This window comes from Dyella sp., from assembly GCF_035486915.1.
Lineage (GTDB): Bacteria > Pseudomonadota > Gammaproteobacteria > Xanthomonadales > Rhodanobacteraceae > Dyella_B.
Genome location: NZ_DATHMR010000180.1, coordinates 1 through 21,139 on the forward strand (window position 1 = coordinate 1; position 21,139 = coordinate 21,139).

Sequence of the window (21,139 nt, forward strand, 5' to 3'; positions counted from 1 at the left end):
GCTTGCTTCGATGCGGAATTGATGAACTTCCACATGCCAGTTCAACGTATCGGGTGCTAGTGAACTGAAGAAGCGGTTGCAAAACGCAAGAATCGCCCGCAGGCTGGCGCCGTTGGCAATAGTGGGTTCGACAGGTTCGAACCACCGCTGGATATCGCCTTGCAGAGCGTTGTACTGCAATGACTGGTAGTGCGGTTGGTGCGGTTCCAGTTGTACGAGGCCATGTGCGCTTGCCGTGAATGTCGCGTGGCGTCGACGGCGAAATCGCCCCTTCGCCGCAAGATAAGAATCGGGTCCGAGCTGATTCCAGCTATCGGCGAACACCTGCCAGTCTGACAGCGCTCCGGCCGATTCAAGCAGCGGCTGCATGGTTTGGGCCGTCACGAAGCAGAAGCCCTGGCGCTGCGTGGCATTGAACAAGGGGGAAACCAGCGATTCGGCGTGCTTTTGCATCGCTCAATTATACGAGCTATCGGGGGCATTCGTTCGTAAGGAAAAGGACGCCACGCGGACGACCTTGCGCACGTGCACTGCGTGGGTGGATCAAAAAATTGGTCCAGTAAGCAGGCGGCGCTAAAGCAACTGTGCAATCTCGTCGAAGTGATTGCACAGCGTCGAAATATGCGCGTCGTGCGGATAGGTAACGAGCGTAGCAGTAGGCAATTTCGCCAGGGTGTCTTGCACGAGAGCAAGTGGAACGTTGGCGTCCTTCGCGCCATGAAAAACATGTAGCGGCGTGTGGATATCCTGCAGGCGAATATCGAGCGGTTGCGCATACATGCGCATGTCCCACACGGCGCCTTTTTTGCCTTGGCGCAGTGCTTCGCGCAAGGTGTAACCATAGACTTCGTAGCGCCCCGCCACTTCGAATGTGTCGTAGTCCGGCTGCGGTAAATACCGCTTGAGCTGCGCGATATCTTTCCCCGCCCCCTTCGCCAGGCTCTGGAGCATCACGCCTAGCAACATCGGTGACCGCGTGGCCAGAAACCACGCCAGGCGATTCATGGCGGGAAGGGTGGCCAGAGAGGGGTGATCATCCATGCGCCATGCGCCGGAGACGATCACGGCACCACGCAACCGTTGAGGAATCTGGCTCGCGCAGGAAGCGACGTAAGCGCCGCCACCGGAAAATCCCAGCAGGGAGAATGTATCCAGCTTCAGAACATTCGCGAGTGCCAGCACATCCACGGGCCAGTTGGAAAAGCCTCGATGCGGCTGAAAACTCGATCGGCCCATGCCGGGCCGGTCAGGCGCAATGATGCGCAGTCCGTGCTGCGCGAAAACCTCGTCGCCGATCAGCAGCGGCTCCAGCCGCGATGATGGCGAGCCGTGGAAGTAGAGGACCGGGCGACCGTCTGGCGAACCGTATTCGGCGTAAGTCATGACCCTGCCATCGGCAAGTACGACATTGCCCTCGGTTGCCATCGTTACCTCCCGTCGTCGGCTCTGGATCTGCGTGTGCATTGTGCACGGTGCCGATCTCTCATAAACGGGGCTTCAGTCCCGTTTCCCTGCGCGCTGTCCCCATTTTGCAACAAATAGACGGCAAAGAGGCCAGCGACATGCCCGATGTGTCTCGGGCGGGCGCTGGCCTCTAATTACTTATTACTTACTTTCGTAGGATGGTCGCTTCGTCAGGTCCCCGAGGAGGACGCGGCAGACGACGCACTTGCCGGTTTGGTGGTGTGCTTGTGCATGCCCGGGCGCGGCCGCAACGGACGGTTATGGAACAGCGTATCGGCGGTCTGCTTCTGGTCGGGCGTCAACACGGCGTAGAGATCGCTCCAGGCCGACGACAGCTTCTGCATCTGATCGGCATGCATCTGCGCGAGCTCCGCGTAGGACTTCATGATGTCGTCGGCGTTCATCGTCGCCATCTTCTGTCCGCGATCGCGCATCGCGTCCGACGTCTTTTGTGCGTTGCCGCGCATGGTTTGCGCATAGGCATCCCACTGTTTGGACTGCGCATCGGTGATGTTCAGTTGCGAGTGCATCGTGGTGATCTGCTGTTCCACGTTGTCCATGCGCCGCTGTGCATGCGATTTGGCGGCGGTAGACGAGGAAGACATGGCGGATGTCGAGGATGCAGACACCGGCGCAGTTTGCCCCCACGCCGCACCACTGAGCATGGCGAGCGAGATCAACGCGGGTACGGCAGCCTTACGAATGGGGTTTTTCATGGTGTGAACTCCAATTCATGAGTGCGGATCGAAGACGGCTTCAAAGCGCGTGTTGGCTTCAATACCCGGGAGGAGGCGGAGCACCGTTGTCGTAATAGACCACGCCCGGCGGAGGAGGCGGCGGCGGTGACGAATACACCACGCCCGGCGGAGGCGCGGCGGCCGCCGCATTGGAGGAATTGGCAATGGCAGCGCCGGCCACGACACCCAGCAGGGCGCCGGCAATCAGTGCACCGCCACCATCTCCCCCTCTGCGTCGTGGGCCGTAATAGCGGGGCGGCGGTGGACGATGGTAGCCCGGCGGCGGACGATGGTATTGGGCGTCGACGGAAAACGAGGACGTCACCGCTGTGACGGCGAGCGCCACGAACGTCAACTTTCGGTGTAACGGAATGCGAGAGGCGCGAGTCATCAACTTACCCTCCTCAGTGTGCAGCGTTTGTCGCATGCATTCGGCCAGCATCGAGTGCTTGCGAAGATGGAAGTGCTCGGGGCGATATCGAGCGATGAGTACAACGCCTGGCTCATCATCACCATTCGCCGTGCCCCCGAGTCTATGCCAAATCATGTGTAGGATTATTCAAACCGATCTGCCGCGTGGGGTTCGGTTCATTCAGGCGCCTAGCCTATGGCTGACGCGTCGCCTTCAACCTGAAGAATGCACAGGAAGCGTTAGACACCTGTCACTGGGCGCCAGATTGGCAAATCCCACAATAGCCAGGTGCGAGGTGGGTCGCTTGTTCGGGCCGCAGGGGTTTAACCTAAATAGGTGCAATCATGCTGAAGCGATTCATTATTGGCGTGCTGCTGCTCGCAGCGGCGGCCATGGTGTGACAGGTCCTGGCCAAACCGGATGACCGCGGCAATCCGCGCTACTTCGCGGACCAGACATATAACTTCGAGGCCATTCGTGTTCTCAACGATATTGCCATCGCTGGTGGCGACTCGGCGGATGTCACGCAAGCCGTCGGGCAGATCAGGACGGGCAATGCGGACGATTGGTATACCGCGTGGAGTGCGGCAGGCGATCGCGCGATGGCGCTGGCGAGTAACACGAACGATGCCATCTCCAAGGGCGATGCGTTGTCACGCGCGCACAACTATTACCGTTTGGCAGAGTTCTTTCTTGCGCCGAACGATCCAAGACGTGCCTCGGTATGGAAGAAAAACATCGATGCCTTTTACAAGGGGCTCGATGTTCTTGGCGTCAACGATGAACGCATCCCGGTTCCGTACGGCAATCATCATCTGAACGCTGTTTACTATCCCGGCCCTGCCGGTGCGGAGAACAAGCCGCTGCTTGTCGTGGTTGGCGGCTATGACGGCACCATGGAAGAACTCTATTTTCACGTTGTCGCCGCAGTGCATCAGCGCGGTTATTCGGTGCTGACGTATGAAGGGCCAGGGCAGGGGGCCGTCTTACGCGAACAAGGCCTGACATTCACACCCAAATGGGAAAAACCCACCAGTGCGGTGCTTGATACCTTTCTCGCGAAACATCCGGTTTCTCAAAAGATCGTGCCGATCGGCGAATGTCTGGGCGGCTATCTTGCACCACGCGCGGTCGCATTCGATTCGCGTATCAACGGTGTGGTCGCCTACGATCAGTTCTACGACGGCTATGCGATTGCGACACGCAACGTGCCGTCTTTTGTGTTCTGGTTGAGGGATCACCACTACGACGGTGTGCTAGGTTTCCTTGCCGAGCATGGGCCGAAAGATCCGGGTTCGACATGGTCGGTACAGAACGGTATGTGGGTGTTCGGTGTGAACAACCCGTTTGCAGTCTTGGACGCTTTCAAGCCATACACGCTGGCGCCGGTGGCATCGCGCATCACCGGCGATGTACTCATTCTCGCCGGCGCTGACGATCACTTCGTGCCCTTCGATCAGGTCGATGCATTTCAAAAGAGCCTGACGCATGCGCGCAGTGTCACCACGAAGGTCTTCGATCGCGAATTGGGCGGTGGTGAACATTGCCAGATCGGCGCAGCCAGCCTGTGGCACGCGACGCTTTTCGACTGGTTGGCGGCGAAATACGGCCAATCCGACCAGGCGGCCCCCGTCGATCAAAAGTAAGCCCGCACAGCACAAATGTTTCATCAATCGCCGATAAGATACCGTCACCTGTCGATGCAGGTGATGGTCCCTCGAATCGGATAAGGAGACGTGCTGTGCAGAAGTCGTTGATGTGTTGCGCTATCGCGCTGATGACGGGTAGCGGATGGGTCCAGGCTCAGACGGCCCCCGCGAAGCAGCCGGCGATCGAAGCCCTCGGCAAGGGCGTGCAGATTTACACCTGCAAGGCATCTAACGGTGCTTACGCATGGACTCTGAAAGCACCCGACGCGAGCCTGAGCGATGCGAAGGGTAATGTAATTGGCAAACATTTCGCCGGACCGAGCTGGCAGGCAACCGATGGCAGCACGGTGGTCGGCGAGCCGTTGAACGTTTCACCTTCACCCGCTGCAGGTGCCATTGCGTGGCTCGTGCTGCACGCGAAATCCCATACCGGCGACGGTATCATGGCCAATGTCCAGTACATTGTTCGCACGCGCACACAGGGCGGTGTAGCACCCGCTAGCGGCTGTGATGCAAGCCATACAGGCGCGGAAGTTCGCGTTCCTTACAGCGCTACTTATACCTTCTTCCGGGGTTGAGCAAAGCGGTTTGATCGTTTGCTTTTGATCGGACAGAAGGTTCAGACATGCTCGATTGACGTGCGCTTATTCGCTAGCGGTCCGTGACGATCCGTGTCTAGGGACTGAAGACAAGCACGAGAAACACAATGAACATCGAAAGGTGCACAGCGCCTTCGAGCATCGTTGTGCGGGTGTTCGAGAAGGTCATCGCGCTCAGGACAAGTGTCGCAACGGCCATCACGATCCCCGACGCAGGCAGGCCAAGCAAGACCGGATGCCCGGTGTAAAGGCTGATGGCGAGCACAGCGGGAATCGTCAGACCAAGCGTCGAGGCGACGGCCCCGAGACAAAGATTGATCGCTCGCGTGAGTCGATCGGCGCGAATGGCAATCAACGCCGAGATGCCTTCGGGCGCGAACACCAGCATCGCAATGATGATGCCTCCCAACGCCACCGGCGCACCTGTCACGGCGATACCGTACTCCAGAATCTTAGCCAGGCTCTTGGACAGGATGACAATGGGAAGAATGTTGATCAGCAACAGGATGAAGTGCACAAACAGCGACTTCTTGTCGACTTTATGCGGCCGTTGATGCGCGACCTCGCGTGGATCGATCGGTTGTGCATCGGGTGCAACGAAGAAGCCACGATGCCGGCCGGTCTGCAGCCAGATGAAAACTCCGTACAGACCAATTGTGAGAACGGAGAACATGATGGCCTGTGGCCGCGCCAGCGAGCCGTCCGGCGTGGATGTGGTGAAATCCGGCAATACCAGCGCAAGGATTGTCAGTGGGACAATCACCGAGAGGTAAGCTGACGCACCTTTCAAGTTAAAAGCCTGCTCGTAATGGCGAATGCCGCCCATTAGCAGACCCACGCCAACGACGCCATTGAGCACGATCATCAGCACGGCATACATCGTGTCGCGCGCGAGAGTGGAACTGCCAGGCGAGCTGAGCATGACGGCTGAGATAAGCGCGACTTCGATGATGACGATGGAAAGCGTCAACACCAAGGTACCCAACGGCTCGCCGAGCATCTCTGCCAATGTTTCGGCTTCATGCACGACACCAAATGCCACCCAGATGATGGCGACGAAAAGCCAGATGAATAACCCAAGAGCGAACATGTGGTTGTCAAGCTGGGTCATCCATCCTGACCCGAAGATCAGGAAAAGCGCGACGCTCAACCAGCCAAAGACCGGGCGTGCTGTTGTCATGATCGTCCGCATGTGTCCTCGACTTGTCGCAATCTGCCCGTCGTTCACGAGCCTGATGGGGATAGTAAGCGTTTAGGTGCCGAGGCGGGGAGTGCATCCATGTGCGCCGACGTGCTTTTGGACAAAAACGCCATCGCCGGTGCTTTGCGAGGTGGTAGCGGGCCGAGGTTTCCGTGTGCCTGCAGGTTGCCTCATCGCAATATTGAAGCGATGCCAGAGACTCATGTCGGTGGGGCATGCGCTGCGTCGATAAAGAAGGGGTGTGTCGTCTGGCAATAGCAACAAGTTGTTCGTGATTTTTCTCTTTTGTGGCATTCAGAAATATGTGGCACGAAGGTGTAGTCGAGACATTTTTAAACCTGACTAAGTGCGAGACATTTGGCGCTTATCCATAACGTTGCCTGCACTGCGTCCGCGCTCGATCATGCGCGCGATGTTGCGCTCGGCTTCACCATCATGACGAGCAAGATTCCTGCCATCACGCTGGCTATCGATTCGATGGACGTCCGTTCGTTGAGTGGTTGGATTCCACGACGGACCAACCTGTCCCCGTTATTTCGGCACTCGGTTTTAAGGGTTTGCTGGAGGCAAGTGCGTCCTCTTGCACACATGCAGTCATTTCCTGATCTGAAAACGTTCTCTCGTCACACTCTTTGCACGAGTGCGCGGTATAGCCTGTGAAGGCCGGTAGGCCTTCGGCCACCGCACACTAGGGGACAGTGTGCAGGTGCTATCCAAAGTATCCCGTGTGCGGGTAGCGACGAACGACGTATCAGCTGCTTCGATTGCCTGTGTCGTGTGCAGAGGCGGCCTTTGCTTTCGCATATCCCGGTCTTGATCAACCACGCGACAAGTAAGGCGTGAACAGGGTTTGCTTTAAGTAGTCATCACTTTCAATCGAACGTCATATCGCTGCGTGGAGTGTGCTCGATGCCACGATTGCCACGGTTTGATATCGCAGGCGTGCCGCAACATGTGTTGCAGCGCGGCCGTGGCGGCGATGCATGTTTCTTTTCGCCCGACGATTATCAGTACTATCTCACGCAGCTCCTTCACGCGAGTCAGCGATGGCAATGCGCCGTGCACGCTTATGTGCTGATGCCCAATCATGTGCACTTGCTCGTGACGCCTTCGCGTCTTGGCGCGCTGGCCGGAATGATGCAATCCATCGGTCGAAATTACGTCAATTACGTCAACATGACATACCGCCGGGCCGGGACTTTGTGGGAAGGGCGTTACAAATCGTGCCTCGTCGATGCGGAGCACTATCTTTTGGTGTGCTACCGCTACATCGAACTCAATCCCGTTCGGGCAGGCTTGGGAGGGGAGCCATCGGCCTATCCGTGGTCCAGCTACCGCTGCAATGCGCTGGGCGATATCGATTCGCTGATCGAGCCGCATGCTCAGTATCTTGCGTTGGATTGGGATGAAGAGGAGCGTTTGCAGGCATACAGACAGTTGTTTGCAAACGACATCAGTCGGGAAAATCTCGAAGAAATTCGCACCTACGTCCAGCAACAGCGGGTGCTCGGCTCTCCTGCTTTTCAAATGCAGGTGGAAGCACGGCTGGGGCGATATGCGAAGGCGCGCCCGCCACATCGTCCGCGTCGCGGCCCCGATATGCCTGCGTCGGAACGCTAGCCGAACAAGGAGTTACGATTCCACCGTGCGCTTCAATCGCATCAGTGCCTGATCCCACTGTTGCGCAACCATCTCGAGCGAACGTCTTGCTTCATCCAGTCGCGAGGGCTCGAATGCCCAAAGCCGCTCACGCCCCTGTTTGATATCGCGAACCAGACCCGCTTCAGCGAGCACCTGCAGATGTTTCGTCACGGCTTGACGGGAGATATCCGTGCCATCCGTGAGTTGCGCGATGGACAAGGCGCTCCCCGCGCACAATACGGCGATCAGCCGCATGCGCGTTTCATCGCCGAGTGCCGCGAAAACCGGCGCGGCTTTTCGCAACGCCTTGACGTGGGAGCTAGTGCGAAGCGACATAGTTTTCGATATTGACCATCTGGCTGTCCCAACCGTTGCTGTTCATGCGAAATGCTTCGCCGCGGCGAGAAGCCGGAATCTTGTCAAAGCCCGATTCGGTAAGGCGGAGCAGGGTGCCGCCGCGCGTTTCTTCCAACTCGAAGACCACCAGCGTGGTCGGCTCGTGCGAATAGTCCACGTTCGGGTCAATGGCGTACGGATGCCAACGGAACGAGAAAAGATATTCCGGCTCGATACGGTCGACCACGATGCGCCACGTGACGTGCTCGTAGCCCGGATGAGTGATCTGTCCCTCAATGGCTTCACCGGGCACGAAACGTTTGCCTTTCAGTGAGACCATAAACCAGTCACCGAACGATTCGGCATGGCTGATGGCACGCCACACTTTTGAACGTGGCGCCTTGATAAGGATCTGCCGTTCGATGCGATCTGTCGATGTGCTCATGGGCAACCTCCTGGTTGCATATTAGATCGCTCGTGGGATAAATGCAACTATATGGTTGCATGATGCCGACGGCACCGGCCGAGTTTACGTAGTCTTTGCACATTTGTTGTGTCTCTACCTGCGCCGAAGTGCCATGACGTCTGGCAAAATCGATCCATTGCCTGCTGGGATATCTGGACATGCTCGACGCTATCTCCAAACCGGCCAATTCAACTGGCCGGGTACTGTTCGCCAGTCTGATTGGCACGACTATCGAATTCTTCGATTTCTACATCTATGCCACCGCCGCCGTGTTGGTATTCCCAAAATTGTTCTTTCCGGCGGGGGACGCGGCTTCGGCGACGTTGCAATCGTTCGCGACCTTTGCGCTGGCGTTTGTCGCCCGTCCCATCGGTTCGGCCTTGTTTGGACACTTTGGCGACCGGATCGGACGCAAGGCAACACTGGTGGCGGCGTTGCTGACCATGGGAATTTCCACGGTCATGATTGGTCTGCTTCCCACGTATGCGCACATTGGCTTGATGGCGCCCCTGCTGCTGGCCTTGTGCCGCCTCGGGCAGGGCCTTGGCCTGGGTGGTGAATGGGGCGGTGCCGTATTGCTCGCGATTGAAAACGCCCCACCGGGAAAACGCGGCTTATATGGCATGTTTCCTCAGCTTGGCGCACCTATCGGGTTTTTCATTGCCACGGGCGTGTTTCTTTGGTTGACGCAAAGCATGGGGGATGTCGCGTTTTTCGCCTGGGGCTGGCGCGTGCCGTTTATTGCAAGTTCGGTGCTGGTGATTGTTGGCTTGTGGATGCGCTTGCGGCTTACCGAAACGCCCGATTTCGCGCGTGCGATGGCCAAGCATGAGCGTGTGAAGGTGCCGATGCTCAGTGTCTTTGCGCACCACACGCGTGCGCTGATCTCCGGGACTTTTGCGACATTGGCCACGTTCGTGATTTTTTACCTGATGACGGTGTTTGCGCTGAGCTGGGCAACATCGAAGTTGGCTTATTCACGCGAAGATTTTCTGATTGTGCAGATGGTAGGCGTCGTTTTCTTCGCGCTGACCATTCCGCTTTCGGCATGGCTGGCAGACAAGCGCGGCGGCCGCTTCGCCATGATCCTTGCTACCGCACTTATCTTCGTCTTTGGTCTGGCTTATGCACCACTGTTCATGCGCAACGGCATGGCGTTCATGATCGTGGGGATGTGCGTAGTCGGCATTACGTATGGGCCGTTGGGGACGGTGCTGGCGCAAATCTTTCCAACGGCGGTGCGCTATACGGGGTCGTCACTGGCATTCAACTTTGCGGGTATTCTCGGCGCATCGCTTGCACCCTATCTGGCGACGTGGCTGGCGAAGACATATGGCTTGGCCTACGTTGGCTATTACCTCTCCGCTGCGGCCGTGCTGACCATGCTCGCGCTATTGTTCAAGCCGGAGCCCGAGATGTAGTCCCGCGTTATTCCATGCTTGCCTGACCCTCCGTCTCGAGCCCAATGCGTGGGTGCCGAAATTCGACACGCACGGCACGTGGGCCAAACTTCAGACGCAATATTTGCAGTGCGTTAACTGGGTTCCGTTACAGGCAATAAAAAAAGCCGCGCTCTAGCGCGGCTTTTTCGTTTCTCGCAGCGTCAATGCGCAGCGGTTCGCGCGCGATGATGCATCGGAGGCGGCGACGCGGGGGCACGGAAAGGCACGACACTGCTGTCCAACGTCATCTTTGCATCGCCTAGCATCGCAAGCAGGGTTTCGCCATAAATCAGTTCGAAAGGTTTGCCGACGACGAACTTCCAAGCGTCGGGCGTGTAATCCCCGCACGCAACAATCTTCACGGCAGAAGCGTGATGGTGTTTCATCAGGCTGTACATTTCGCGCACGTCCTTCACTTCGACGTTGCGACTATGCCAATGCCTGCATTGAACCAGCGTGGTCAATCCATGTTTGTGGACGATCAGGTCGAGGCCGCCGTCGATATCCGAACACCCAGCGTGTTCCACCGTATAACCGCGATAGCGAAAGGCCTGGGCGATACGGTTCTCGAATTCGCGCCAGTGCATGGTGCGCAGCTCATCCACTTCGTCGCGAATGACCAGGCGACGCGTGCGTTGGCGATAGCCCAGACAGCAAAGAAAGGCGCCGAACCAGCATGCGCTCATCAAAAGCACGACGATCGTGAGTTGCACGGCGCCGTGTTCCCCCATGCCGTAGCGCACACCGACGCATGCACTCGCGCCGAGCAGAATGCCGGCTGGCCAGTGCACCGATACAAATCGTTCGATGCGTTGTGTTCCGTGCTTCGCCATCAACTCCCCCGAGCTGTGAACGTTGCTTACTGAAACGTCTGTTGACCTTAGCGCGGACGATTGGGGAGATCAGCGTGCACTGCGGCATACGGCCGCAGCGCCGATTTGACGCGATCGCAGGGTGTTCTGCGGGGGATGTTTTGTGCGCTGCGGCGATGCTTTGTTACAGATCGCAGGGAGCAGGAGGATAAAAAGCCGGGCATTGGGATGCCCGGCACGTGGGAATGCCCCTATACGGGGCCGAGTTTATGGCTGCTGCCATTCCGGAACCAGCGCAGCCAGATCCGTTACGCCGACATCGACGCCGGACTGGGTCAGCAAGGTGGTGATCTGCCCGCGGTGGTGTGTCTGGTGATTGAAGAAGTGCTGCAGCAAGGGGCCGAACTGACGAACGTAAGGCTCGCCTTTGGTGTTCTTGTAGGACAACGGTTGTTCGAAGTCGCTCTCGGTCGTTTCGCCGACAAATTTGACGATCATCTCGTCCATGCCCTCCCTGGCCTTGTGCAAAGACGGCAGTTCGCAGTGCAGTGGCTGGTTCAGTGCATGAGGCATGGGCAGCTCGTGCGCAGGTTCGAGCGCTGCGAAATGTGCAGGGTGATCGGCAAAGCGTTTCAGCCAAATCGTATCGGCCACCATCAAATGATTGAGCGTGCTGAACACCGAGCCGAAAAACGCCCCCTTGTCCGCGTGCAGCGTTTCTTTATCGAGCTTCGATGCCGCGTCGTAGACTTTGGCGTTCATCCAGCGGTTGTACGTGGCCATCAGTTCGAAGTGGCATTTCAGCGACATGGATACTCCGGGGCGCGCGCGTTTTTCGAGACGAAACATGTTGGCGCACGCCCGGCAGTCCGGCAACGGCAAGAGGTCATGTGCGTGTCGACGGACTTTTCACGCGACAGCGGCACAATCATCGTACCTACGCCGAGTCATCCGGTTTAGCCGCCCCCACTTACCGGAGTGCTGCCATGAATCATAGGTCGCCTACCCATGTCTCTCACATTCCGGTCAACTGGAGCGATCCTGAGCTGGCCTCGCTGCTGAATCGAAGCGAAGGCTGGCAACTGGACAACCGCGGCGGTTATGCGCCCCAGAACGTCGAGGTCTTTGTTGGCTGGAGCTCTGCGGCGGGCCGGCCCGCGACATTGGTCTGGGAGCGCGGTCAATCGGCCGTTATCGCGGGAGATTTTCCGCTCGGACAGGGCGAACACGTGCGCGTCGAACGGCAGATGGGCGGTAACGTCCGCACCCTTTTTGGCGTGGTGATCGAGGGCCGCGAAGGCTTTCGCGAGGATGACGTCCAGCGGGGTATTCGCCTCTACTGGTTGCGGGTCAATCCGCAAAAATCGTGAATTGCACAACCGTAGCTGTCGGGGCTTAAAGAAAATTTCAGTCTGGTCGATAACACACGTAAGCGCGTAAACCATCCAGATTCAGCCTGCTTTTAGCGTTTTCGGATCATGGGCACGAACATTGCAAGCTGATTACTGAGCTTGCAAAGATCCGCACCGTAAAGGTCAGTGCGAATCGCAGGTGGTGAATGTGCCCAAGAAGTGCCGCGTGTGGATTTGAGTGGACCGAGCCCAAAATGACTCATTACAAACCTAGCTCGAAGCTGTCGAAGCAGCAGGTGGACTGGAACGATCCACACCTGCAATCGCTGCTGCAAAAAACCGAGAGCTGGCGGCTGGACAATCGTGGCGCATTTTCAGCACAAGAAGTTCGGATTTTCGTCGGCCTTGGTGACCAATCGGGTCAGTCCGCTTTCCTGGTCTGGGAAGGTGAACAGGTTGTGGTGCTGGAGACGCTGTTCTCCATCCGGAAAGGCGAGCACGTGCGCCTGGATCGTTCCAATGCGGGCGTTCTGCGAACTACGTGGGGTGTCGTCGTGGAGGGTCGTGAGGGTAGCCGGGAAGAAGACCGTGCACACGGGGTTCACGTGCATTGGTTGCACCTGTGTTGAGCATTGCTCAGGCCGGTGCCGCATCCGCCTGATTCGGCCAGGGCACATCGCCCGATAGCAAATAAAAGCCGACTTGCGCGCGTTTGGCGTGGCGCTTGGCGCGTGCGGCCAGCGTTGCCAGCGTTTCCGGGCGCCCGGGAAACGGGGGCAGCACGCGCACGGCGCCGATGGCGACCGTAGTGAGCGGAAAGAACTGCGTGTTCCCGTGCCGATCTTCTCCGACGATGCCTTGCCGAGCGATATCTTCGGGCGCAAACAGACTTCGTGCACCCTGATTGAACAAGGCCACCATCTCCTTGCAGCGCGCTTCCCAATCGTCACTTTGCAGCACGAGCAGAAAATCGTCGCCGCCGATGTGGCCGACGAAGTCCGAACGCGGATTTACGTGAGCGGTAAGAATGCCTGCCAGCAGGCGGATCATTTCATCGCCGCGAAAATAACCGTATTGGTCGTTGAACGGCTTGAAGTGATTGAGATCTACGTAGGCCACCGTGAACGGCAACTCGGCACGAAGCAGTCGCGCCACGTGTTCGGTGACAGGAATATTGCCCGGCAGAAAAGTAAGCGGATTGGCATAGCGCGCGGCTTCGATGCGCAGCTCCGTGACACGACGTACCAGCGACTCGCCCGTGCCCAGCCCCAGATAAAATCCTTCGCGTGTGATGACGAAGCCATCGCTCAAATAACGCTGATCCTGACCGCGCAGAATATCGGCCATGTTTTCCAGCGATTCCCACACATCGCACGTCAGCGGCGCTTCGTGCATGAATGCCGTGCAGCTTTTGCGACCATAGAGTTCGCGCGTGTACGGTTGCGCCATGCGCTCGCTGAAAATACGCCGATTGATAATGCCGATCGGGCGATCCGCTTCCACGACAGCCAGCGCGTGTAGCTCCGGAAACCGGGAAAACAAGGCTATGACATCGCTATTGCTGTGCTGCGCAGTCAGGGATGGGGCATCGATGACAAGATGACCCAGGTGCATCGGCCGTTGCGTGACTGGGCCGCGCAAGCGCGGCGGCACCGAGACCGTATGATGGTTGAGTGCATCGAGCGCTGCATCGCTGATGCTTTCGCATATGTTCAATGCAGGACGACCGAGCAGAAATCCTTGCGCATACGGAATGCCGAGTTCTCGCAGCATGCGCAAATCATCGGCGTCTTCAACGCCTTCGCCGACCAGATCCGCGCCCAGTGTTTCGGCGACCTGACACAGTGCGCGCACGATGGCTAGGCGTTCGGCGCTCTTGGCCAATCCGTGAATCAGATAGCGATCGATCTTGACGACTTCGGGATGAATTTCGTTCCACATCTCGAAATTGGAGTGGCCGTTACCGAAGTCGTCCAGCGCGAAGCGAACACCATGCGCGCGAAGGTAACCCAGTGCGTCGGCCAGACGCGCAGGTTCGTCGACAATGTCGCGTTCGGTCAGTTCGATGGTGATGCGGCTGAGATCCATCCCGCCGGTACCCAGTGCAGCGATCAGGTCATCGGGGTTGATCGACTCGTGCATGAACGCCTGTGCGCTCAGGTTGACCAGCAAACGCCCGGGCGCCTGCTGGGCCATGAAAGCGCTGCATACGGTACGTGCGGCGGCTAGTTCGAATTCACCCAGACGGCCCTCGACGCGCGCGATGTTCAGCAATTCCGGTGTGCTGATACCGCCGAGTTCCGGCGGAGAGCGTACCAGTCCTTCGTGCGCGACGATTTCCATCTTGTCGAGTCGAACAATGGGCTGGAACACCGCATGCAAACCACTCTGCGCGCGATCGAGCAGACTGGATAAGCGGACGGAGTCGCGAATAAAAGCCATGAGTCAGGTCAGGCAGCTTCGTCAAAGGCCACTGGTGCGGCGCGCCGAGTCATCACTTGACGCACCAACGCGTTTGCGTCGGTTCCGTGAGTAGATGGGTCTGCGTCGGTGACCGTTTCGTCGATGTGGAAGAAATCCATCTGCTGAAGGAGTTCCTCGGCACTGCCGCGCATGGCATGGCTCATCATGGCTGTGCGTTCCACGAGGGTGGCGTTTTCCTGCGTCATGGTATCCATGCCCGCCACCGCGAGATTGACCTGTTCGATACCTGCTTTCTGTTCGCGGCCCGACAACGCCATGCCTGCGACTTTCTCGGAAACTTGCACCGCACTGGAGACAATCCCGACCAGCGCTTCGCCTGAGCGTTTCGCAAAGGTGCGGCCATCCACAACAGCGGCATTGCTTTCTTCAATGGACTGACGAACATCGCGTGCAGCAGCGGCGCAACGCTGCGCCAACTGACGCACCTCGGCGGCGACCACGGCGAATCCGCGGCCGTGCTCGCCGGCGCGTGCTGCTTCGACGGCGGCGTTGAGTGCCAGCAGGTTGGTCTGAAAGGCAACATCGTTGATCAGGCCGGCATACTCGGCGATGCGCTGACCGGACTGGTCGATGGCATCCATGGCCGTGACGGTTTGCTCCACAATCTGCTTGCCTTGTTCGGCCAGCTGACGCGAGCTGGTGGCAACGCGATCAGCCTGTTGGGCCATCATGGAGGCTTCGGCGACGCTTGCTGCCATTTCCTCCATCGATGCGGAACTCTCTTCGAGGCTCGCCGCTTGGGCTTGCGTACGCTGACTAAGCGCATGCGTGCTTTGGGCGAGTGCATGGGCCCCATCGCGTACGCTGGCTGCCCCAGTGCGAACTTTCCGCACGACATCGGCAAGCTGTGCATCCATCACGGCCAGGGCGCGCAATAGATCGCCGATTTCATCGGCTCGGCCGACATCGATGGATTGTCCCAGTTCGCCGCGGGCAATGCGTTGCGCTACGCTCGATGCCAGACGCAGGCGTGCGCCGAGTGCACGAATCAGAATGCCGTCGGTCAAACACGCCAATAACAGTGCGCTCGCGAAGACGGCGAGCAGCATCATCACATCCCTGCGATTAGCCGTATGTTGCGTGAGCGCTTGCGCGTCGCCTGCCTTGAGCGCATTTTCGAAGAGATTGTTGACATCACTCTGCAGCGGGACGAGATCCGGTTGTACATCGGTGGCAAGCTTCAATTGCGCCACGTCGAATTGTCCGGCCTGCAGCAGCGTGAGTGTGTCGTCCATGGCCTGTTCGGCGTCTTTGCGGTGATCGGCGGCAATGGTGAGCAGCTGTTTCTGCTGCGTGCCCAGTCCGCTTTGCACAAGCGGCTTCCAATAGCGATCGATGTCGACGCGATTGCTCTTGATAGCCGTGGCGGCCTCATCGACAGCCGACGGCAACCGCATCAACACGGCATGAGAGAGCACCTGATAGTCGCTATTGAAGTCGCTTTGGATGCGGCCAACATCCGAAATGGGCGCGAGGGTATCGTCTACCACCGACTGGATGCGGATGTCCGCGTGCATCAACGCCATTGCGCACAACGTTCCGATGGCAATCAACAGAACAAGGATACCGGCCAGACGGAGTAGCAGAATTCTGCGGAGGGTGATTTGGAACAAACCGCAAGTCAGACGAGCCATGACGCACCAACGGGGGAGGGGATGCCTCCTAGTCGGCAACGATGACGTCGACTTGAGCGCGATGCAAAAATAAAATCTTTTATTTCAGGCGGTTGACGAAGACGTTACGGTTTTATCGCGATACGCATTCAACGTTATGCGCGTTACGAGTCAGCGCGTGCTGCGACGAGGGAGGGCACGTCGCGTGCAGCTTGTGCGTGCAGCACGAGCGTGAGCACGATCGATAGCATGGCCGCGACAGCGGCGAATCCATAAATCGCGTTGTAGCCCATGCCGCTGGCAATCCATCCGCCGAGCGGACCTGTGACCGCCATAGCGACGTCCATGAAGACGGAATACACGCCGAGCGCCGATCCGCGACTATTCGGCGGTACACGATGCACGGCTTCGACACCCAGCGCGGGAAAGACGAGCGAAAAGCCAAGACCTGCGATGGCGGCACCGGTGATGGCGATCCATGCATGGCTTGCGAGGCAGAGCGTGATGAGACCGATCGCTTCGACCGTCAGCGATGCCATCGCGACGCGATAACCGCCGAACCGATTGATCGTGCGCGCAAGCACAAAACGTACACCGACGAAGACACCGCCGAATACGGTGAGCGTGAGGGCTGCATTGTCCCAGCCATGCGATGCATAGAAGAGCGTGATGAACGTAGCGATGCAGCCGAACCCGATGGATCCAAGAGCGAGCCCGATACCGTAAGGCACGACGCGTGTTGCGACCGTGCGGAAGGGCGAACGTTCGCCGTGCTCGACGGTGGTGGCGCGCTTCAATCGTGCGAGTGGCAGCGCAGCGAGTGGCAACAGCAGCGAAACGATACCGATAGCGGCAAAACCGAAGTGCTGCTGAATCACCACGCCCAGTGGCGCGCCCGCCGCGAGCGCGCCGTATGTGGCCACGCCATTCCAAGAGATCACACGTGCCGTGTGCTGGTGCCCGACCTGTCCCATACCCCAGGCAATGGCACCGGTACCGACGCAGCTCTCCGCGCAACCCAGTGCCAGTCGCGCAATAAAAATCAGGCCGAGACTTAGGCCGGGCCAGCGACTGCACAGCGCACCGAGCGCAAGCAATGCGCCACTGACGGCGCACATAGCCAATCCGGCCATCACCGTCCGTTTGGGGCCTTTTGCATCCGCCATGCGGCCAGCGTGTGGGCGGCTGAGTAACGTCGCCACGTACTGCATGCTGATGGCCAGTCCGGCGAGCATCGCGCCATAGCCAAGATTGGAATGCACGAAACCGGGCAGCACCGCCAGCGACAAGCCGATAGTGAGGTAGGCGATAAACGTGAAAGCGACCGTGCTGAGGATGGAGATCAGCACACCGGAACTGCGACTGTTGGACGTCGCGACGACATGAGAGGCATCAGCCATGGGAATTGGGCACGACCAGACAAACTGCACCGGTTCGGGGTGACCGGCGAGGATCATTATACGCGAACATGCTGCGTCGCGTCATTCCAGGATGTCATGACGTCTCGCGCGAACACGAGAGGCATGTACGCCTCGTCAGAAAGGCGTGCACAGAAGACTTATGCCGCGGCGTTCTCCAATGCAGCGATATCGATCTTCTTCATGCCGAGCATGGCCTGCATGACCTTGCCGGCTTTGGCCGGATCGGGGTGGCTTAGCAATTCGATCAACTGCGTCGGCACGATTTGCCACGATAGCCCGTAGCGATCTTTCAACCAGCCACATGCCTGTGCAGAAGGATCGCCATCTTTCGAAAGATGGTTCCAGAAATGATCGACCTCATGTTGATTCCTGCAATGGACCACCAGCGATAGCGCCGGGTTGAAAGTGAACAGCGGGCCGCCATTGATCGCGCCGAATTGTTCACCGTCCAGCTCAAATGCCACGGTCATGACCGACCCTTCGGGTTTGCCGGTTGTCTTCGCGCCTTCCTTCCCGTAACGATTGACGGTGACGATGCGGGAATTGTCGAAGATCGAGACGTAATAGTTAGCTGCTTCTTCAGCTTGATCGTCGAACCATAGGAAGGGTGTGATGCGCTTGAAGCGTGTGTTCACGATGGATCTCCTGACCGTGTGGAGCGGATGACTTATCCATGCGACGAACGCGGACGCGTGAACTCGACACATCTCATGCGGCCAACCGGCACGGCGAAATCATAAAACCGCATCGATGCAGAGTGGCCTGGAGTGATTTGTCTTCCCCGTCGACGATGGCCATCGTTGTCATCGATGTCTAACGCCGGGCTTGCGTCAGGTGGGGCGGCCTTGGCGCATACAAAGGTGTGAACGCCATCACATAGTTGTTCGAACAGACGTCCATATGACGATTCGATGTGTACTTGGCCTACACACAATCTCCACATAGTGCTTGTTGCGTCGCAGCGCAAAAAATAGGCTTTTTTATGGGTTTTTGCGATCTTCGCGTGTGCACGATTTGTGAAAGTCGATCGCAAAAAAATGCCTTTTGATTCTTTGCCAAATGAATCACGTTCCAGCGGGGGCATAGCGGCCAAATGGGCTAGACAACGTTGTCAGAAGAGGCAGATACTCGCCGCACTTTTTAGTTGTTGCTAGTTCATTACACGTTGGAACGTGCATGGATGCGTGATGGCGAATGTCCCCACATGACTGATCGGAACGCGGTCGTGAAGTCGCCTATGTAGCTCACCCGTTGCGCTTGAACTCATTCCTGGAGACAGAACCATGCAATTAAAAAGATCCACGAAATTGTCCACTTTGACACTGAGCACGTTGAGCACCGCAGTCGGTGCGGCAGTTGCCACAACGTTGCTGACAGTTGCGCCGGTACAATCTGTGCACGCGCAAACAACCTGTGCTGCGGCATGGAGTTCGACGGCGATTTATACGGCCGGGAATGTTGCCAGCGAGAACGGCATTAATTACAAAGCGAACTGGTGGACGCAGGGAAATGATCCGGCCACCAACAATGGTGGTTCTGGTAGCGGTGAGCCGTGGACGTCGCAAGGCGCATGTGGCAGCTCGCCAACGCCAACACCGACTCCCACGCCGACTCCTACTCCTACTCCCACCCCAACACCTACGCCTACGCCGACACCCACTCCGACGCCAACACCAACACCTGCGCCGAGTGGATTTGTGTTCAGTCCCTACAAGGACATCACGATCAATCTCAACTGGAACACGAACGTCATGCAGACGGCCGTGACCGGTACCACGCTCCCGCTCGTGGGCAGCGGCAGTTTCTATTCGACGGCTGAACCGAACCTCGGCGCTATTACGCTCGCGTTTGCCACCGGCGAATGCGGCGGCGAAAGCTGGGGTGGCGTAACGTCATCCCAGTTCATCTCCGGCAACATCAGTGCGCTTTCCAATGCCGGATTGAACTACGTTGTGTCGACGGGCGGTCAGGCTGGCGTGTTCACGTGTTCGTCGCCATCGGCATTCGAAAGCTTCATCGCCAGCTATTACACGCCGCACATGGTTGGCGTAGATTTCGACATCGAAGGTGGTCAGACGCAGGCGGATCTGCAGCAACTCGTGGCCGATGCAGCGGCAGCGCAATCGCAATATCCGAATCTGCGTTTCTCGTTCACGATAGCCACACTCGCCGCGTCGGACGGTAGCTACGGCGGCGTCAATTCGCTCGGCGCAGAAGTCGTTCAAGCGATTCAAGCATCTAGCCCGGCGCTCAAGAATTACACCGTCAATCTGATGACGATGGACTACGGCGGCACCAGCGCCGCCAACTGTGTGGTGGTGAGCGGTGCATGCGAGATGGGTCAGTCGGCGATTCAGGCTGTGGAAAATTTGGAACACACCTACGGCATCCCGGCCAGCCATATCGAACTGACGCCGATGATCGGTCAGAACGATTCGCAAGGTGAAATCACCACCATCGCGGATGTGGACACCATTACCAATTATGCGACTGCCAACGGTTTGGCCGGGTTGCATTTCTGGTCGCTGGATCGCGATACGCCATGCGCTTCCGGTTCGGCCTCGTCGACATGTAACTCGATTCCAACGTCGACGTCGTTGCAATACACCAACGAGTTCCTGAAGGACCTCGGCAAGTAATTCAGGGGCAGGGGAGAGCTGCTGCGGCTCAGGGCGAATGCCTGAGCCGCAGCAACCAGATCTAAGAGTCACAGACAGATGCCGGTTCCTAGGTGCCGGTGTCGTCACAAGCACACAAAGATGCCGCCCATCCATTGCAAGCAAAACCCATCACACGCAGTACGGTGCACGGATGCGTAAGGGCGACTGTCCCCTCACGGCTGTCCGGAATGCAGCTGTGACATCGCCGATGTAATTCATCTGTTGCGGTTTAACCCAACCTTGGAGACAGTCCTATGCAAGTGAAGCGATCAACAAAGTGGTCCACCTTGACATTGAGCTCGTTGAGTACCGCAGTGTGCGCGGCGCTCTCCACGACGTTGCTTACGGTTGCACCCGTCCAAGCGGTGCACGCGCAGACGACTTGCGCAGCCGCGTGGAATGCGAGCACGGCCTATACGCAAGGCAATGTAGTCAGCGAGAGCGGCGTCAATTACGTCGCGAACTGGTGGACGCAAGGCAACAACCCTGCGACCAACAATGGCGGATCGGGCACGGGTGAACCGTGGACGTCGGAAGGTTCGTGTAGCGGCGGCTCACCCACCCCGACGCCGACTCCGGCACCCACTCCAACGCCTACTCCTACTCCAACGCCAACACCTGCTCCAACCCCAACGCCCTCTGGCTCGTGTGATCCGGCGTGGAATGCTTCGACCGCTTACAACGGTGGTGCACTCGTAAGCGAAAACGGTATCAACTACAAAGCAAACTGGTGGACGCAAGGCAACAATCCAGCGACCAACAATGGCGGTTCCGGCACGGGTGAACCATGGACCGAAGTCGGCACGTGCAGCGGCTCGCCGACGCCAACCCCCACGCCGACTCCGACTCC

Annotated in this window: 21 protein-coding genes; 8 read left to right on the forward strand and 13 right to left on the reverse strand. The window is 58.2% G+C overall.

Going from position 1 to position 21,139, the window contains the following annotated elements; genetic code table 11:
• The 4 genes from VK725_RS14800 to VK725_RS14815 form a co-directional block, all read right to left on the reverse strand.
• Positions 1-453: 2OG-Fe dioxygenase family protein (locus VK725_RS14800; protein WP_325318824.1), on the reverse strand; the 453-nt coding region annotated here is incomplete at its 3' end.
• 120 nt (positions 454-573) lie between these two features.
• Positions 574-1,425 (reverse strand): alpha/beta hydrolase, encoded by an 852-nt coding sequence (locus VK725_RS14805; protein ID WP_325318825.1) that lies wholly within the window; start codon positions 1,423-1,425, stop codon positions 574-576.
• Positions 1,426-1,634: 209 nt separating this feature from the next.
• Complete coding sequence (locus VK725_RS14810) at positions 1,635-2,180, reverse strand: Spy/CpxP family protein refolding chaperone (RefSeq protein WP_325318826.1); 546 nt, start codon at positions 2,178-2,180, stop codon at positions 1,635-1,637.
• A 58-nt stretch (positions 2,181-2,238) separates the two neighbouring features.
• Positions 2,239-2,592: a hypothetical protein gene (locus tag VK725_RS14815; protein WP_325318827.1), complete on the reverse strand. Its 354-nt coding sequence runs from the start codon at positions 2,590-2,592 to the stop codon at positions 2,239-2,241.
• A gap of 623 nt (positions 2,593-3,215) precedes the next feature.
• Here VK725_RS14815 and VK725_RS14820 point away from each other — a divergent pair.
• Positions 3,216-4,259 (forward strand): hypothetical protein, encoded by a 1,044-nt coding sequence (locus VK725_RS14820; RefSeq protein ID WP_325318828.1) that lies wholly within the window; start codon positions 3,216-3,218, stop codon positions 4,257-4,259.
• A 95-nt stretch (positions 4,260-4,354) separates the two neighbouring features.
• Positions 4,355-4,840, forward strand: a complete 486-nt coding sequence (locus tag VK725_RS14825; RefSeq protein ID WP_325318829.1) for a DUF3455 domain-containing protein — start codon at positions 4,355-4,357, stop codon at positions 4,838-4,840.
• A gap of 97 nt (positions 4,841-4,937) precedes the next feature.
• Here the strand turns inward: VK725_RS14825 and VK725_RS14830 are convergent, their stop codons facing one another.
• On the reverse strand, positions 4,938-6,041 hold the full coding sequence (locus tag VK725_RS14830; RefSeq protein ID WP_325318830.1) for a calcium:proton antiporter: 1,104 nt from the start codon (positions 6,039-6,041) through the stop codon (positions 4,938-4,940).
• 930 nt (positions 6,042-6,971) lie between these two features.
• Between VK725_RS14830 and VK725_RS14835 the strand changes: the two genes are divergently transcribed.
• Complete coding sequence (locus VK725_RS14835) at positions 6,972-7,682, forward strand: transposase (protein ID WP_325318831.1); 711 nt, start codon at positions 6,972-6,974, stop codon at positions 7,680-7,682.
• Between the two features lie 12 nt (positions 7,683-7,694).
• Here the strand turns inward: VK725_RS14835 and VK725_RS14840 are convergent, their stop codons facing one another.
• Together VK725_RS14840 and VK725_RS14845 are read right to left on the reverse strand one after the other, a co-directional pair.
• A complete protein-coding gene (locus tag VK725_RS14840) occupies positions 7,695-8,039 on the reverse strand; it encodes a metalloregulator ArsR/SmtB family transcription factor (RefSeq protein ID WP_325318832.1) in 345 nt (114 codons plus the stop codon).
• Positions 8,023-8,484: an SRPBCC family protein gene (locus VK725_RS14845; RefSeq protein WP_325318833.1), complete on the reverse strand. Its 462-nt coding sequence runs from the start codon at positions 8,482-8,484 to the stop codon at positions 8,023-8,025. The genes VK725_RS14840 and VK725_RS14845 overlap by 17 nt, the downstream gene beginning before the upstream one ends.
• Positions 8,485-8,657: 173 nt before the next feature.
• On the opposite strand from VK725_RS14845, the gene VK725_RS14850 reads away from it, so the two are divergent.
• The gene (locus VK725_RS14850) at positions 8,658-9,926 is read left to right on the forward strand and encodes an MFS transporter (protein ID WP_414648515.1); all 1,269 of its coding nucleotides are present in this window, start codon (positions 8,658-8,660) and stop codon (positions 9,924-9,926) included.
• A 182-nt stretch (positions 9,927-10,108) separates the two neighbouring features.
• Here VK725_RS14850 and VK725_RS14855 read toward each other — a convergent pair whose 3' ends face one another.
• Positions 10,109-10,780, reverse strand: a complete 672-nt coding sequence (locus VK725_RS14855; protein ID WP_325318835.1) for a restriction endonuclease — start codon at positions 10,778-10,780, stop codon at positions 10,109-10,111.
• Positions 10,781-11,026: 246 nt separating this feature from the next.
• On the reverse strand, positions 11,027-11,569 hold the full coding sequence (locus tag VK725_RS14860) for a DinB family protein (protein ID WP_325318836.1): 543 nt from the start codon (positions 11,567-11,569) through the stop codon (positions 11,027-11,029).
• Positions 11,570-11,745: 176 nt separating this feature from the next.
• Between VK725_RS14860 and VK725_RS14865 the strand changes: the two genes are divergently transcribed.
• Positions 11,746-12,129 (forward strand): hypothetical protein, encoded by a 384-nt coding sequence (locus tag VK725_RS14865; protein WP_325318837.1) that lies wholly within the window; start codon positions 11,746-11,748, stop codon positions 12,127-12,129.
• Between the two features lie 236 nt (positions 12,130-12,365).
• Positions 12,366-12,740, forward strand: a complete 375-nt coding sequence (locus tag VK725_RS14870) for a hypothetical protein (protein ID WP_325318838.1) — start codon at positions 12,366-12,368, stop codon at positions 12,738-12,740.
• A 7-nt stretch (positions 12,741-12,747) separates the two neighbouring features.
• Here VK725_RS14870 and VK725_RS14875 read toward each other — a convergent pair whose 3' ends face one another.
• The 4 genes from VK725_RS14875 to VK725_RS14890 all read right to left on the reverse strand — a co-directional run bounded on the left by VK725_RS14875 (position 12,748) and on the right by VK725_RS14890 (position 18,264).
• Entirely contained in the window at positions 12,748-14,553 is a 1,806-nt protein-coding gene (locus VK725_RS14875; protein ID WP_325318839.1) for a GGDEF domain-containing protein, read from the reverse strand.
• Between the two features lie 8 nt (positions 14,554-14,561).
• On the reverse strand, positions 14,562-16,229 hold the full coding sequence (locus tag VK725_RS14880) for a methyl-accepting chemotaxis protein (RefSeq protein WP_325318840.1): 1,668 nt from the start codon (positions 16,227-16,229) through the stop codon (positions 14,562-14,564).
• Positions 16,230-16,372: 143 nt separating this feature from the next.
• Complete coding sequence (locus VK725_RS14885; RefSeq protein WP_325318841.1) at positions 16,373-17,608, reverse strand: MFS transporter; 1,236 nt, start codon at positions 17,606-17,608, stop codon at positions 16,373-16,375.
• 158 nt (positions 17,609-17,766) lie between these two features.
• Complete coding sequence (locus VK725_RS14890) at positions 17,767-18,264, reverse strand: VOC family protein (RefSeq protein WP_325318842.1); 498 nt, start codon at positions 18,262-18,264, stop codon at positions 17,767-17,769.
• A gap of 672 nt (positions 18,265-18,936) precedes the next feature.
• Between VK725_RS14890 and VK725_RS14895 the strand changes: the two genes are divergently transcribed.
• On the forward strand, positions 18,937-20,268 hold the full coding sequence (locus tag VK725_RS14895) for a carbohydrate-binding protein (RefSeq protein ID WP_325318843.1): 1,332 nt from the start codon (positions 18,937-18,939) through the stop codon (positions 20,266-20,268).
• A 308-nt stretch (positions 20,269-20,576) separates the two neighbouring features.
• Positions 20,577-21,139 (forward strand): carbohydrate-binding protein (locus tag VK725_RS14900; protein WP_325318844.1); only part of this gene is annotated, 563 nt, incomplete at its 3' end.